The sequence below is a fragment of the Streptoalloteichus tenebrarius genome (assembly GCF_024171885.1).
GTDB classification, from domain to species: Bacteria; Actinomycetota; Actinomycetes; order Mycobacteriales; family Pseudonocardiaceae; genus Streptoalloteichus; species Streptoalloteichus tenebrarius.
Genome location: NZ_JAMTCP010000025.1, coordinates 22398 through 36501, shown reverse-complemented (window position 1 = coordinate 36501; position 14104 = coordinate 22398). Strand labels below are relative to the sequence as shown.

9 protein-coding genes are annotated in these 14104 nt (G+C 73.6%); 3 read left to right on the top strand and 6 right to left on the bottom strand.

What is annotated here, in order from left to right:
* Positions 1-111 precede the first annotated feature (111 nt).
* From rho to argS, 6 genes are all read right to left on the bottom strand, one after another.
* Complete coding sequence (gene rho / locus LX15_RS19990) at positions 112-2076, bottom strand: transcription termination factor Rho (RefSeq protein WP_253671141.1); 1965 nt, start codon at positions 2074-2076, stop codon at positions 112-114.
* A 1184-nt stretch (positions 2077-3260) separates the two neighbouring features.
* On the bottom strand, positions 3261-4187 hold the full coding sequence (gene thrB, locus LX15_RS19985; RefSeq protein ID WP_253671140.1) for a homoserine kinase: 927 nt from the start codon (positions 4185-4187) through the stop codon (positions 3261-3263).
* The gene (thrC, locus tag LX15_RS19980; protein ID WP_253671203.1) at positions 4184-5218 is read right to left on the bottom strand and encodes a threonine synthase; all 1035 of its coding nucleotides are present in this window, start codon (positions 5216-5218) and stop codon (positions 4184-4186) included. The genes thrB and thrC overlap by 4 nt, the downstream gene beginning before the upstream one ends.
* A gap of 89 nt (positions 5219-5307) precedes the next feature.
* Complete coding sequence (locus LX15_RS19975) at positions 5308-6621, bottom strand: homoserine dehydrogenase (RefSeq protein ID WP_253671139.1); 1314 nt, start codon at positions 6619-6621, stop codon at positions 5308-5310.
* Positions 6618-8051 carry a diaminopimelate decarboxylase gene (gene lysA, locus LX15_RS19970; RefSeq protein WP_253671138.1) on the bottom strand — a complete coding sequence of 478 codons (1434 nt, stop codon included), beginning with the start codon at positions 8049-8051 and terminating at the stop codon, positions 6618-6620. Before lysA ends, LX15_RS19975 begins: the two co-directional genes overlap by 4 nt.
* An 8-nt stretch (positions 8052-8059) precedes the next feature.
* On the bottom strand, positions 8060-9724 hold the full coding sequence (gene argS, locus LX15_RS19965) for an arginine--tRNA ligase (protein WP_253671137.1): 1665 nt from the start codon (positions 9722-9724) through the stop codon (positions 8060-8062).
* Between the two features lie 420 nt (positions 9725-10144).
* On the opposite strand from argS, the gene LX15_RS19960 reads away from it, so the two are divergent.
* From LX15_RS19960 to LX15_RS19950, 3 genes are all read left to right on the top strand, one after another.
* The gene (locus tag LX15_RS19960; RefSeq protein WP_253671136.1) at positions 10145-10933 is read left to right on the top strand and encodes a thioredoxin-like domain-containing protein; all 789 of its coding nucleotides are present in this window, start codon (positions 10145-10147) and stop codon (positions 10931-10933) included.
* The gene (locus LX15_RS19955) at positions 10930-11745 is read left to right on the top strand and encodes a DUF305 domain-containing protein (RefSeq protein WP_253671135.1); all 816 of its coding nucleotides are present in this window, start codon (positions 10930-10932) and stop codon (positions 11743-11745) included. The genes LX15_RS19960 and LX15_RS19955 overlap by 4 nt, the downstream gene beginning before the upstream one ends.
* A 157-nt stretch (positions 11746-11902) precedes the next feature.
* Positions 11903-13867: an acyl-CoA dehydrogenase family protein gene (locus LX15_RS19950; RefSeq protein WP_253671134.1), complete on the top strand. Its 1965-nt coding sequence runs from the start codon at positions 11903-11905 to the stop codon at positions 13865-13867.
* Positions 13868-14104: the final 237 nt, after the last annotated feature.

The following is a 14104-nucleotide window of genomic DNA, read 5'->3' as shown; positions in this document are numbered from 1 at the left end:
GGCGCCGACCGGTGCCGTCCCGTGCCGCCCCACGCGAACCGGGGGTGGTTCCCGTGCTGGGAACCACCCCCGGTCGCGGTCGGCAGGCGCCGACGACAGCCCGTCGCCGGGTCAGTCGTTGTCGGCGCCCGGCGCCGTCTTGGCCACCTGCATGAGGAACTCGATGTTGGTGCGCGTCTTGCGCAGCCGGTCGAGCAGCAGGTCGATGGCCTGCTGGCTGTCCAGGGCCTGGAGCACCCTGCGCAGCTTGTGCGTGACGGCCAGCTCGTCCGGCGAGAGCAGCAGCTCCTCCTTGCGGGTGCCGGACGGGTTGACGTCCACCGCGGGGAAGACCCGCCGGTCGGCGATCTTGCGGTCCAGCTTGAGCTCGGCGTTGCCGGTGCCCTTGAACTCCTCGAAGATCACCGTGTCCATGGTGGAGCCGGTCTCGACGAGCGCGGTCGCGAAGATGGTCAGCGAGCCGCCACCCTCGATGTTGCGCGCCGCGCCCAGGAACCGCTTCGGCGGGTACAGGGCGGTCGAGTCGACACCACCGGACAGGATCCGGCCGGAGGCCGGGGCCGCCAGGTTGTAGGCCCTGCCCAGACGGGTGATCGAGTCGAGCAGCACGACGACGTCGTGGCCCATCTCGACCAGCCGCTTGGCCCGCTCGATCGACAGCTCGGCGACCGTGGTGTGGTCCGACGGCGGGCGGTCGAAGGTCGAGGCGATGACCTCGCCCTTCACCGACCGCTGCATGTCGGTGACCTCCTCGGGCCGCTCGTCGACCAGCACGACCATCAGCCAGCACTCGGGGTTGTTCTTGGTGATCGCGTTGGCGATCGCCTGCAACACCGAGGTCTTGCCGGCCTTGGGCGGCGAGACGATCAACGCGCGCTGGCCCTTGCCGATCGGCATGACCAGGTCGATCACCCGGGTGGTGAGGACGTGCGGCTCGGTCTCCAGGCGCAGCCGCTCGTTCGGGTAGAGCGGGGTCAGCTTGTGGAACTCCGGCCGGTTGCGGGCCTGGTCCGGGTCGAGGCCGTTGATCGAGTCCACGCGCACCAGCGGGTTGAACTTCTGTCGCTGCTGCTCGCCCTCGCGCGGCTGGCGCACGGCGCCGGTGATCGCGTCACCCCGGCGCAGCCCGTACTTGCGGACCAGGGACAGCGAGACGTAGACGTCGTTCGGGCCGGCCAGGTAGCCCGAGGTGCGGACGAACGCGTAGTTCTCCAGCACGTCGAGGACACCGGCCACCGGCAGCAGGACGTCGTCCTCGCGGACCTCCGGCTCGTTGCCGCCGCCCTCGCCCCGGCCCCGGTTGCGGCGGCGGTCGCGGAACCGCCGGCCGCGCCGACGGCCGCCGGCCTCGTCGTCCTCCTCGTCCCTGGCGCTGTCCCTGGCATTGTCCCTGGCACTGTCACGGGCGCTGTCGCGACCGCCGTCCCGGGCGCCGCCCCTGGCCTGCTCGCCGCGCTCGGAGCGGTCGCCCCGCTCCGCGCGGTCCGACCGCTCACCGCGCTCGGACCGGTCGCCGCGCTCCCGGCGCTCACCGCGCTCGGTCCGCTCGCGCCGCTCCTGGCGCTCGGTCTCGACCTTCTCCGCCTTCTCGACGGTCTCGGCCGGCTGCTCGACCCGCTCGGGGGCGGCCGGCTGCTCGGCCGGCTGCTCGCCGGCCTCCGGGCTGCCGGCGGGGCGGGTGGCCGCGCGGCGGCGGCGGCCACGACGGGCCGGCTCCTCCTCGGCCGGCCGCTCGGCGGCCGGCTGGGCCTTCTCACCGGCGCCCTCCACGCCGGTCAGCGGCAGTTGCGCGGCGTCACCGGTGGCGCTGGCACGCCCGCCACGGCTCGGCGACCCACCGCCCTGCCGCTCCTTGATGGCAGCGATCAGGTCGCCCTTGCGCATGCCCGTGGTGTTGGTGATGCCCAACTCCTTGGCCAGCTCGCGCAGCTCGGCGAGAACCATGCCGGACAGACCGCGGCGACGCGCCGCGGTGCCGTTCTTGGCCGGGCTCGACGAGCCCTGCTGGTCGGTCCCGCGCTCGGCGCGGGCTGTGGCGCTCGGCGCCTCGCTGCTCAACAGATTGGTGTCGCTCACGAATGTCCTTCCTGACCGGTCCGCGCCTCCTACGCGAACCAGCGGACCTGCCGCCCGGCGGGACGCGGGGCGGCAAAAGTCGTCCGGTGGGGGCGGACCTGGCGCGTAGGGCGAAGAGTGCGCTACGAGGGCAGGACCGCCGGCACGGGACTTCTCGTCGGTCACCACGTCGGTGGGTGTCCGCCGACGACAACCCCGCGCAGTGGCGCGGGATCGACTCGCAACAGGGGATGCGACCCGGGACGATCGCCCGGAGACGGCACCGGCGCCCGTGCGCGCGGTGACTGATCGCCCCCGAGGGTAGACGTCGCGCCGCACCCGTGCAACAACCGGGTACCCGACGCGCCGAACGGCTCAACAACCTCCGCCACCTCGGCATTCCCCCGACGTCGGGCGTGTCGCCGCCGCCACCCCCGCGGCCCGCCGAGGCGCCACACGCGTACCTTCCGTCCCGTTCGTCCCATCTCCTCCGGACAGTTCGGGCACGAGCCCTCGACGAGTGCGCGGAGGCAACGACGCACCCAACCCGTTCGGCGGTACGTGTCGCTCGCGCCGGAGCGCGTGGAGCCCCGCGCGTCGCGTGCCTCCGCGCCGCGCGTCGACCCGCCGTACGACGCGCCGCGCCGGCGACACAGCAAGGGAGAAGAAGCAAGGTTCAGGACAGGACCGGCGCGTTCGGTGCGGGGGACATCGCCCCTCCCCCGGCCGACGCACACCGAATCTTCGCCCGAACGTCAGCGTCCTGTGATCATTTCGCGGGCTTCGCCCGGTCAGCACCCCTCGTCCCGGTGATCCCCAGGTCCCCTCCCCGGCCCGGGACGCTCCTCCCCCACCGACCCCACGAGCCACGAGCCACGAGCCACGAGCCACGAGCCACGAGCCACGAGCCACGAGCCACGAGCCACGAGCCACGATGCTCTGTGGGGCACCACCTGTCCGAACCCCACCATCCTGTTCATGACCAGAGCATGGTTTTTGGGGGACCCCCCACTTTCACAGTCGCACGGGGGACTGACAGAACCGGCGCCGGAGAGATCGCCCACTTGAGCGGAACAGCCGGAAAACCGCCGGGCGGGTGATCACCCGCCCGGCGGAGAACCCGGTCGTGGAGGCGCCAGCGGCCCCGAGCCACCCCGAGGTTCACCGCGGGTTCACCGTGGCGGAGGCCACCGCCAGGGTGAACCTCAGCCGAGGTCCTCGACCCGCACGCCCCGGAGGTCGACCGGCAGCGCGCGCGGCGTGAAGCCGGTGGTGTCGACGGTCGGCGGCAGCGCTCCCCCTGTCGGGAACGCGAGCACCGTCGGGCCGGCGCCCGAGACCGCCGCCGGCACCCCGGCCGCGCGCAGCGCGCGCACCAGCCGGGCCGTCGCCGGCCACGCCGGCTCCCGGTAGTCCTGGTGCAGTCGGTCCGCCGTCGCCGGGAGCAGCAGGTCGGGCCGGCTGGTCAGCGCGTGCACGGCCAACGCGGCCCTGCCGGCGGCGAACGCCGCGTCGCCGTGCGGCACCTGGTCGGGCAGAAGACCCCGCGTGGTGGCCGTCGAGGACTCCTCCTCGGGCACCAACACCACCGGAGCCAACTCGGGGTGTGACTCCAGCCGCACCGCGCGGTACGCGGGCCGGTACTCCGCGCCCTCGGCCCAGGCCACCACGACCCCGCCGAGGAGGCTGGCCGCCGCGTTGTCGGCGTGCCCCTCCAGCTCGGCCGCCACCTGCAACGCCCGCTCGGCGTGCACGGGGTCGGCCAGGTCCGCGCCGGCGAGCGCGAACCCGGCGGCCACGCCGGCGACGGCCGCCGCGGCGGACGAGCCGAGGCCCCGGGAGTGCGGGATCGCGTTCTCGCAGCGCAGGGCCAGGCCGGTCGGCCGGACGCCCAGCGCCTCCCACGCCGCGTGGACCGCCCGGACGACGAGGTGGCGCGCGTCGCGCGGCACCCGGCCGGCGCCCTGCCCGACGACCTCGACGGCGACGTCCTTCCTGGTCGTCTCGACCTGGACCACGTCGTGCAGCCCCAGGGCCATGCCGAGGGCGTCGAAGCCGGAGCCGAGGTTCGCCGTGGACGCGGGCACGGTCACCCGGACGGCCCTGCCGACCGGGACGGCCGCCGCGCTCACACCAGCTCCAACGCGCCGGCCACCGCGCCGGGGTCGACCGGCAACGGCTCCACCTCGGGCATCCCCAGCAACGCGGTGTCCGGGTCCTTCAGGCCGTGGCCGGTCACGGTGCAGACCACGAGCGAGCCGGCCGGGAGCCGGCCGTCGGCCGCGGTGGCCAGCAGGCCGGCGACGCTGGCGGCCGACGCGGGCTCGACGAAGACGCCCTCCCTGCCGGCGAGCAGGCGGTACGCGGCCAGGATGTCCTCGTCGGACACGGCGTGGAACAGCCCGTCGGACTCGTCCCGCGCGGTCACCGCCCCCGCCCACGAGGCCGGGCTGCCGATGCGGATCGCGGTGGCGATCGTCTCGGGGTCCGCCACCGGCTGGCCGTGCACCAGCGGGGCGGCTCCCTCGGCCTGGAAGCCGAACATGCGCGGGGCGCCGTCGACGACGCCGTCGGCGGCGTACTCCCGGTACCCGCGCCAGTAGGCGGTGATGTTGCCGGCGTTGCCGACCGGCAGGCAGTGCACGTCCGGGGCGCGGCCGAGCACGTCGCAGATCTCGAAGGCCGCGGTCTTCTGGCCCTCGATGCGCACCGGGTTGACCGAGTTCACCAGGGTGACCGGGTGCTCGGCCGCGGTCTTGCGGGCCAGTTCGAGGCAGTCGTCGAAGTTGCCGTCCACCTGGAGGATGCGCGCGCCGTGCGCGACCGCCTGGGCGAGCTTGCCCAGCGCGATCTTGCCGCGCGGGACGAGCACCGCGCTGGTCAGCCCGGCCCTGGCCGCGTAGGCGGCGGCCGAGGCCGAGGTGTTGCCGGTGGAGGCGCAGATGACCGCCCTGCTGCCCTCGGCGACGGCGGCGGTGATGGCCGCGGTCATGCCCCGGTCCTTGAAGGAACCGGTGGGGTTGGCGCCCTCCACCTTCAGGTACACCTGGCAGCCGGTCAGGTCGGAGAGGTGGCGGGCCGGCACGAGCGGCGTGTTGCCCTCGTGCAGGGTGACCACGACGTCCCCCGGCACGGCGACGCGGTCCCGGTAGGCCAGGACCACGCCCGGCCAGCCCGTCCCCGTGCCGGTCCTCGTCGCGGTCGCCCTCGCCGCGCGGGCGCCGGCCGGGTCGGCTGTCGTCCGGTGGGGGCTCACGGTTCCTCTCCCTCGACCCGCATCACGCTGACCACCTCGCGGACGACGGGCAGCCCGGCGATCTTGTCCACAGTGGACCGCAGCGCGGCGTCCTGGGCGGAGTGGGTCACCACGACCAGGCTCGCGTCCTCGCCCCTGCCCTGCTGGCGCACCACGGCGATGCTGACGTCGTGCTCGGCGAACACGGCCGCGACCTGCGACAGCACACCGGAGCGGTCGGCGACGTCCAGGCTCACGTGGTAGCGGGTGGGCGTCTGCCCCATCGGCCGCACCGGCAGGTCGGCGTAGGCCGACTCGCGGGGACCCCTGCCGCCGACCACCCGGTTGCGGGCCACGGCGACGAGGTCGCCGAGCACCGCGCTCGCGGTCGGGGCTCCGCCGGCGCCCTGGCCGTAGAACATGAGCTGACCGGCGGCCTCCGCCTCGACGAACACCGCGTTGAAGGCGCCGTTGACGCCGGCGAGCGGGTGGCTGCGCGGGATCATCGCCGGGTGGACGCGCACCGAGACGGACTCGGAGCCGTCCTCGCCCACCACCCGCTCGCAGATGGCCAGCAGCTTCACGGCGCGGCCCAGCTCACGGGCGGCGGCCACGTCGGAGGCGGTGACCGAGGCGATGCCCTCGCGGTGGACGTCGGCGGCGGTGACGCGGGTGTGGAACGCCAGCGAGGCCAGGATCGCGGCCTTGGCCGCGGCGTCGAACCCGTCGACGTCGGCGGTGGGGTCGGCCTCGGCGTAGCCGAGCTGGGTGGCCTCCTCCAGCGTCTCGGCGTAGCTGGCTCCGGTGCCGTCCATCGCGGAGAGGATGAAGTTGGTGGTGCCGTTGACGATCCCCATCACCCGGGTGATCCGGTCGCCGGCCAGCGACTCGCGCAGCGGGCGCAGCAACGGGATCGCCCCGGCGACCGCGGCCTCGAAGTACAGGTCGGCCCCTGAGGCGTCGGCCGCCTCGAACAGCTCGGCCCCGTGCTCGGCCAGCAGCGCCTTGTTCGCCGTGACCACGGACTTGCCGGAGCGCAGCGCCGCGAGCAGGAGGGTCCTGGCCGGCTCGATGCCGCCGATCACCTCGACCACGACGTCGACGTCGGAGTCGACCAGCCCCGCGGCGTCGGTCGTCAGCAGCTCGGCGGGCACGTCCCTGTGCTTGTTGGGCCGCCGCACGGCGACGCCGGCCACCTCGACCGGTGCGCCGACCCTGGCCGTCAGGTCGTCGGCCTGCTCGTGCAGCAGTCGGACCACCTCGGTGCCGACGGTGCCGCAGCCGAGCAACGCGACGCGCACGGGCGCCGCGTCCGGTTTCCGCTCACTCACGGTTCCAGCACCTCCAGGCGCAGCAGGTCCTCGACGGTCTCGCGGCGCACCAGCAGCCGGGACTTCCCGTCCGCGACGGCCACCACCGCCGGGCGGGGCAGCAGGTTGTACCGGCTCGACATCGAGTAGCAGTAGGCCCCGGTGGCGGCGACCGCGAGCAGGTCGCCGGGGGCGATGTCGGCCGGCAGCCAGGTGTCGCGGACGACGACGTCGCCGGACTCGCAGTGCTTGCCCACCACGCGGCTGAGCGAGGGCTCCACCCCGTCGGCGACCGCCCTGGACACCAGGCGGCAGTCGTAGACGGCGTCGTAGAGGGCCGTGCGGACGTTGTCGCTCATGCCGCCGTCGACCGAGACGTACCGGCGGCGGGCGCCGCCGCCCACCGTGACCTCCTTGACGGTGCCGACCTCGTAGAGGGTCACCGTGCCGGGGCCGACGATGGCGCGGCCCGGCTCGACCGCCACCCTCGGCACGGGCAGCCCGACGCGCTCGCACTCCCTGCGCACGATCGTCCTGAGCTGCTCGGCCAGCGCGGCGGGCGGCGGCGGGTCGTCGTCGGGCGTGTAGGCGATGCCCAGGCCGCCACCGAGGTCCACAGTGGACAACTGCTCGACGGCGTCGGCCCCGTGCTCGTCCCTGATGTCGGCCAGCAGCGAGACCACGCGGCGGGCCGCCACCTCGAAGCCGTCGGCGTCGAAGATCTGCGAGCCGATGTGGCTGTGCAGGCCGACCAGGTTCAGGCCGGGCGCGCGCAGCACCCTGCGCACCGCCTCGGCGGCGTCGCCGGAGGCCAACGAGAAGCCGAACTTCTGGTCCTCGTGCGCGGTGGCGATGAACTCGTGGGTGTGCGCCTCGACGCCCACGGTCACCCGGATCAGCACCGCCTGGCGGACGTCGCGCTCACGCGCGACCTGGTCGAGGCGGGCGATCTCGAAGAACGAGTCGAGGACGATCGTGCCGACACCGGCGTCCACGGCGGCGGCCAGTTCCTCGACGGACTTGTTGTTGCCGTGGAAGGTGATCCGCTCGGGTGGGAACTCGGCGCGCAGCGCCACCGCCAGCTCGCCGCCGCTGCACACGTCCAGCGACAGGCCCTCCTCCGCGACCCACCGGGCGATCGCGGTGGAGAGGAACGCCTTGGACGCGTAGTGCACCAGCGCCGGGTCGCCGAACGCCTCGGCGTGCTCGGCGCACCGGGAGCGGAAGTCCGCCTCGTCGACGACGAACAGCGGCGTGCCGTAGCGCTCGGCGAGGTCGCGCACGTCCACGCCGGCGATCCGGGTCACCCCGTCGTCGTCGCGCCGCGCGTTCCTGGGCCACACGCGCTCGTGCAGCCGGTTCAGTTCGTCCGAAGTGGACGGACGAGGGCCCGCGGTGTTCGCGGGGGCCAGCACGTCCGCGTGGCGGGGTCCGGCAGGGTGTGCTCGCATCGGCTAGCTCACATCCGCTCTGGGGCGCTCACGCCGAGCAGGCCGAGGCCGTTGGCCAACACCTGCCGGGTCGCGGCGCACAACTGGAGTCGGGCGGCGGTCAACGGAGTGGCCGGCTCGTCGCCCTGCGGCAACACGCGGCACGTGTCGTAGAACTTGTGGTAGGCGGTGGCCAGCGTCTCCAGGTACCGAGCCACCCGGTGCGGCTCCCGCAGCTCGGCCGCGGAGGCCACGATCTTGGGGTACTCGCCCAGGGTGCGGATGAGGTCGCCCTCGCGCTCGTGCGCCAACAGGCCGAAGTCCACGTCGTCGAGGTCGACGTCGACCGGGATGCCCAGGTCCTTGGCGGCGCGCAGCACGCTGGAGATCCGGGCGTGCGCGTACTGCACGTAGAAGACCGGGTTCTCGTTGCTGCGCTTGACCAGCAGGTCCAGGTCGATGTCCACTGAGGAGTCCACAGAGGACCGGATCAGCGAGTACCGCGCCGCGTCGACGCCGACCGCCTCGACCAGGTCCTCCAGCGTGACGACGGTGCCGGCGCGCTTGCTCATCCGCACCGGCTTGCCGTCCTTGACCAGGTTCACCATCTGGCCGATGAGCACCTCGACGACGTTGGGGTCGTCGTCGAACGCCGCCGCGACGGCCTTGAGCCGGGCGACGTACCCGTGGTGGTCCGCGCCGAGCATGTAGATGCACAGGTCGAAACCGCGCTCCCGCTTGTCCCGCAGGTAGGCGATGTCGCCGGCGATGTAGGCGGGGGCTCCGTCGCTCTTGATGACGACGCGGTCCTTGTCGTCGCCGAACTCGCTGGAGCGCAGCCACCACGCGCCGTCGGCCTCATAGAGGTGGCCGTGCTTCTTCAGCTCCTCCACCGACCGCTCCACGGCGCCGGACTTGTGCAGCGAGTCCTCGTGGAAGTAGACGTCGAAGTCGGTGCCGAAGTCGTGCAGGCTCTTCTTGATCTGCTCGAACATCAGGCCGACGCCGACCCGGCGGAAGGTCTCGTCCCGCTCGGCCTCCGGCAGGTCCAGCGCGCCCGGCTCGTGCCGGAGCACCTCGGCGGCGATGTCGCCGATGTACGCGCCGCCGTAGCCGTCCTCCGGGGTCGGCTCGCCCTTGGCGGCGGCGACCAGCGAGCGCACGAAGCGGTCGATCTGCGCGCCGGCGTCGTTGAAGTAGTACTCGCGGGTCACCTCGGCGCCCTGCGCGGCCAGCACGCGGCCGAGCGCGTCGCCGACGGCGGCCCACCGGGTGCCGCCCAGGTGGATCGGGCCGGTGGGGTTGGCGGAGACGAACTCCAGGTTGACCTTCAGGCCGGCGTACCGGGCGCCCCGGCCGTAGTTCTCGCCGGCGGCGCGCACCTCGCGCACGATCTGGCCCTGCGCGTCGGCGGCCAGCCGCAGGTTGAGGAAGCCCGGCCCGGCCACCTCGGCGGCGGCGACGCCCTGCCGCGTGGCCAGCGCCTCGGCCAGCCACCCGGCCAGCTCGCGCGGGTTCACGCCCAGCCGCCTGCCGATCTGGAGGGCGAGGTTGGTCGCGTAGTCACCGTGCTCCGGGTTGCGCGGACGCTCCACCGTGACGGTCTCCGGCAGGACGGCGGTGTCCAGGCCTCGGGAGGTCAGCACGTCGACGGCGGTGGAGCGAACCAGGTCAGCGAGCGCGGCAGGAGTCACCTGACGCAGTCTAGGGGGGTGTTCCCGCTGGTCCCGACGGGGCTGACACTCTCCCGAAAACTGGGACGGGGTGGACAGCGGGGAACCGCGGTGATGAGGGGCCGCGCCCTCGCTCGGGCTGTGCGCGGCCGGCGTGCCGTCCCGCTCCCTGGCACGGCGCGACACCGCGCCACGCCCTCCGCGGTCCCGGCCGCGCGATCGCGGTGAACGGGAACGGGACATGGGAGGCCCTCCTGTGAGGGCCTGTTATCAGAGGGGCGACAGTGGTGTCGTGGGCCGTCCTGGTGCCGGAGCTGCTCCACACGGCCGGTGTGACCTGCGACGGAGCGTGACCCGACGTTTCGCGGCTTGACGGTTTCCTGATGTCGGGTCCCTACACTTGCGGCGGCAATTGACGCGGGGAGAAGAGGGCGGGCGGGCATGCCGAAGGGCCGGAACAGCAACAGAGCGGTGAGCGCCGCGAGATCGTCGATGGGGACGAGCAAGCCCAAGCCGTGGGGCGCGGTCGCCGCCGTGGTGGTCGTCCTGGTCTTCGCCGGCGGCGTCTTCGGCTACGTCTACTCGAAGCACTCCGCGAACCAGGAGCGCGAGGCCAAGCTTGCGCAGTGGACGCCGTCGGACGCCAACAAGGACCCCTCGAAGCAGATCCCGGGCGTCGAGACGCACGACTACCAGGCCCAGCGGCACGTCTCCCCCGTCCAGCGGGTGGCCTACGACAAGACCCCGCCCTTCGGCGGCCCGCACGACGGGTTCTGGGCGGCCTGCAACGGCGTCGTCTACGACAAGGCGGTGCGCACCGAGAACCTGGTGCACTCGCTGGAGCACGGCGCGGTGTGGATCGCCTACAACCCGGACCTGGTCAAGGGTGAGGCGCTCGACACACTGCGCAAGAAGGTCGAGGGCCAGCAGTTCATGGTGATGTCGCCCTACCCAGGGCTGGACAAGCCGATCTCGCTCCAGGCGTGGGGGCACCAGCTCAAGCTCGACGACGCCAACGACGAGCGCGTCGACCACTTCGTCCGGTCGCTGCGCCGCAACCAGTTCACCTACCCGGAGATCGGCGCGTCCTGCGACGCACTCGGCCCCGGCCAGTTCGACCCGGACAACCCGCCCGCGTTCGACCCCGCCCCGCCCGGCCCCGACGCCGTGCCGATGACCGGTGGCACGGACGCCGCCCAGCAGCCGGGTGGCATGGGCCAGACCGGATGACCGTGTCCCACAACAGCGCTGACAGCACCACCAGCCCCACCAGCGCTGACAGCGCTGACAGCGCTGACAACGCCGCCCTCGGCTCCGACGGTCTTCCCGAGACCGCGCGGGCCGGGGGCGAGCCCGTCGCGCGGCCGGCGGGAGTCGTCGCGCGGGTGGTGGTGATCAGCGCGGCCGTGCTGGCCGTGCTCCTGCTCGGCGCCGCCGCCGGCATGCTGGTCGGCCTGCCCAACGCCAAGGACCAGGCCGCGCCGGGCCCCGGCTCGGTCGACGTCGGCTTCGCGCAGGACATGAGCGTGCACCACCTCCAGGCGGTGCAGATGGCCGGCTGGGCCCGCGACCACACCGGCGACCCGGTCATCCGGCAGATCGCGTTCGACATCGAGAGCAGCCAGCAGGAGCAGGTCGGCCGGATGAAGGGCTGGCTGGCGCTGTGGAACCAGCCGGAGGTGCCCTACGGCGGCCACATGGCCTGGATGGCCGACGCCGACGGCGGGCACTCCGGGCACGGCGGCCCGTCGGCCCCGTCCGCCACCGCCACCGCCACGCCGACCATGCCGGGCATGGCCACTCAGCAGGAGTTGGCCCGGCTGCGCTCGCTGTCGGGCCGGGAGATGGACGTCTACTTCCTGCAACTGATGTTGCGGCACCACAAGGGCGGCGTGCCGATGCTGCGGTACGCGGTGGACCGGGCGTCGCAGTCCGTCGTGCGCAACCTCGCGAGCAGCATGCTGGGCACGCAGACCAAGGAGACCGAGACGCTGGAGGCCCTCCTCGCCGAGCGTGGTGGCCAGCCCCTGCCGGCCAACTGAGCCAACTGAGCCAGAGTGCGCTTCCTCCGACGCACTGGTCGGCGTCGTGGGGTGAGCGCGTCGAGTAGGCGCGCGTAGTCGCGCGGCCTCGGCGGGTCGCGGGACCGACCGAGCGGTCGTACCGTCGGGTAATCCGACGCGGCAGGGGGTGCCCGCCATGACCGCTGTGGATCCGACGACCCGAGGCGCGCGCCCCGGCGCGCGCGGGGTGGACGAGCGCGAGGCCCGACGGGTCGCCGAGGCGGCCAGGGAGAAGCGCTGGCGCGCGCCGAGCTTCGGCAGGGAGCTGTTCCTCGGTCGACTCCGTCTCGACCTGGTCCACCCCCAGCCCCGGGGCGACGAGGAGACGCGACGACGGGGCGAGGAGTTCCTCGACCGCCTGCGGGAGTTCTGCCTGACCCGGGTCGACGGGCAGGAGATCGAGCGCACGGCGCGGGTGCCGGACGAGGTCGTGCGGGGGCTCGCGGAGCTGGGCGCGATGGGGATGCGGATCGACCGCGAGTACGGCGGGCTCGGGTTGTCCCAGGTCTACTACAACCGCGCGTTGATGCTCGCGGGGTCCGCGCATCCGGCGATCGGCGCGTTGTTGTCCGCGCACCAGTCGATCGGCGTCCCCCGGCCGGTGGCGTTGTTCGGGACGCCGGAGCAGAAGCGGCGCTTCCTCCCCCGCTGCGCGCGCGGGGAGATCAGCGCGTTCCTGCTCACCGAGCCGGACGTGGGCAGCGACCCCGCCCGGTTGGGCGCCACCGCCGTGCCCACCGAGGACGGCTCGGGCTACGTGCTCGACGGCGTGAAGCTGTGGACCACCAACGGCGTCGTGGCGGACCTGCTCGTCGTCATGGCCAGGGTGCCGGCGTCCCCCGGCCACCCCGGCGGCATCACGGCGTTCGTCGTGGAGGCGGACTCTCCCGGTATCACCGTAGAGAACCGCAACGCGTTCATGGGGCTGCGGGGCATCGAGAACGGCGTGACCCGGCTGCACGGCGTGCTGGTCCCCGCGGAGAACCGGATCGGCGAGGAGGGCCAGGGCCTGCGGATCGCCCTGACCACGTTGAACACCGGGCGGCTGTCGCTGCCCGCGATGTGCGCCGGCGCGGCCAAGTGGTGCCTGCGGATCGCGCGGGAGTGGTCGGTGGTCCGGGTGCAGTGGGGCCGACCCGTGGGCGAGCACGAGGCGGTGGCCAGCAAGATCGCGTTCGTCGCGGCGTCGGCGTTCGCGCTGGAGGCGGTGCTGGAGCTGTGCGGCGAGCTGGCCGACGCCGGAGGGCACGACATCCGGATCGAGGCGGCGCTGGCCAAGCTGTACGGGTCGGAGCTGGCCTGGCTGGTGGCCGACGAGCTGGTGCAGATCAGGGGCGGGCGCGGGTACGAGACGGCGGCGTCGCAGGCGGCCAGGGGCGAGCGGGGCGTCCCCGCCGAGCAGCTCCTGCGGGACCTGCGGATCAACCGGATCTTCGAGGGCTCCTCGGAGATCATGCGGCTGCTGGTGGCCAGGGAGGCGGTGGACGTCCACCTCACGGTGGCGGGGGACCTCGTCGAGCGGGACGCGGACGCGGGGCGCCGGGCTCGGGCCGCGGCCAGGGCGGGCGCGTTCTACGCGCGCTGGCTGCCGACGCTGCTCGCGGGCAGGGGGCAGCTCCCCGGCGGCTACGCGGAGTTCGGGCGGCTGGCGCCGCACCTGCGGTTCGTGGAGCGGGCGAGCCGGCGTCTGGCCCGGCACACGTTCGCCGCGATGGCGCGTTGGCGGGGCGGGTTGGAGCGACGCCAGTGCGTCCTGGGGCGGATCGTCGACATCGGGGCTGAGCTGTTCGCGATGAGCGCGAGCTGCGTGCGGGCCGAGGCGCTGCGCCAGGAGCACCCGGACGCGCCCGAGCGCGGCCGGTCGGCGTACGAGCTGGCCGACGCGTTCTGCCGTCAGGCGGAGCGCCGGGTCGCGGAGTTGTTCCGCCGGCTGTGGGCGAACTCCGACGCCTCCGACCGGGCGCTGGCCAGGAGCGTGCTCGCCGGGCGGCACACCTGGCTGGAGGCCGGCGTGCTGGACCCCTCGCTCGACGGGCCGTGGATCGCCGAGTACGTCTCGGGAGCCTCCACCCGGCCGGACGTGCATCGCACGGTGCGGTGAGCACGACCCCGCGGCCGGTGATGAGGACGCTCGGGTTCTGTTTCTCAACGCGCGGTGAGCGCCGGTTGGGCAGGCTGCGGGACGGACTGGTGAAGCTGGCGCGGTGCCGTCCCGCAACTGGTCCCCATCGACGGGTGGGGCCGGACGGCGGGCGCGTCCCCTGCGCCCGTTCCCGTGGCGTGTCCACCCGACGGAAAGGACCCTCCTCCAGGGAGGACACGGAGGAGGTCCCGTAAC

What these genes read in the sequence shown, in the direction of transcription:
- lysA (WP_253671138.1), bottom strand. Translation starts at nt 8,051, where the DNA reads ATGCGAGCACACCCTGCCGGACCCCGCCACGCGGACGTGCTGGCCCCC.
- LX15_RS19960 (WP_253671136.1), top strand. Translation starts at nt 10,145, where the DNA reads ATGCCGAAGGGCCGGAACAGCAACAGAGCGGTGAGCGCCGCGAGATCG.
- LX15_RS19955 (WP_253671135.1), top strand. Translation starts at nt 10,930, where the DNA reads ATGACCGTGTCCCACAACAGCGCTGACAGCACCACCAGCCCCACCAGC.
- LX15_RS19950 (WP_253671134.1), top strand. Translation starts at nt 11,903, where the DNA reads ATGACCGCTGTGGATCCGACGACCCGAGGCGCGCGCCCCGGCGCGCGC.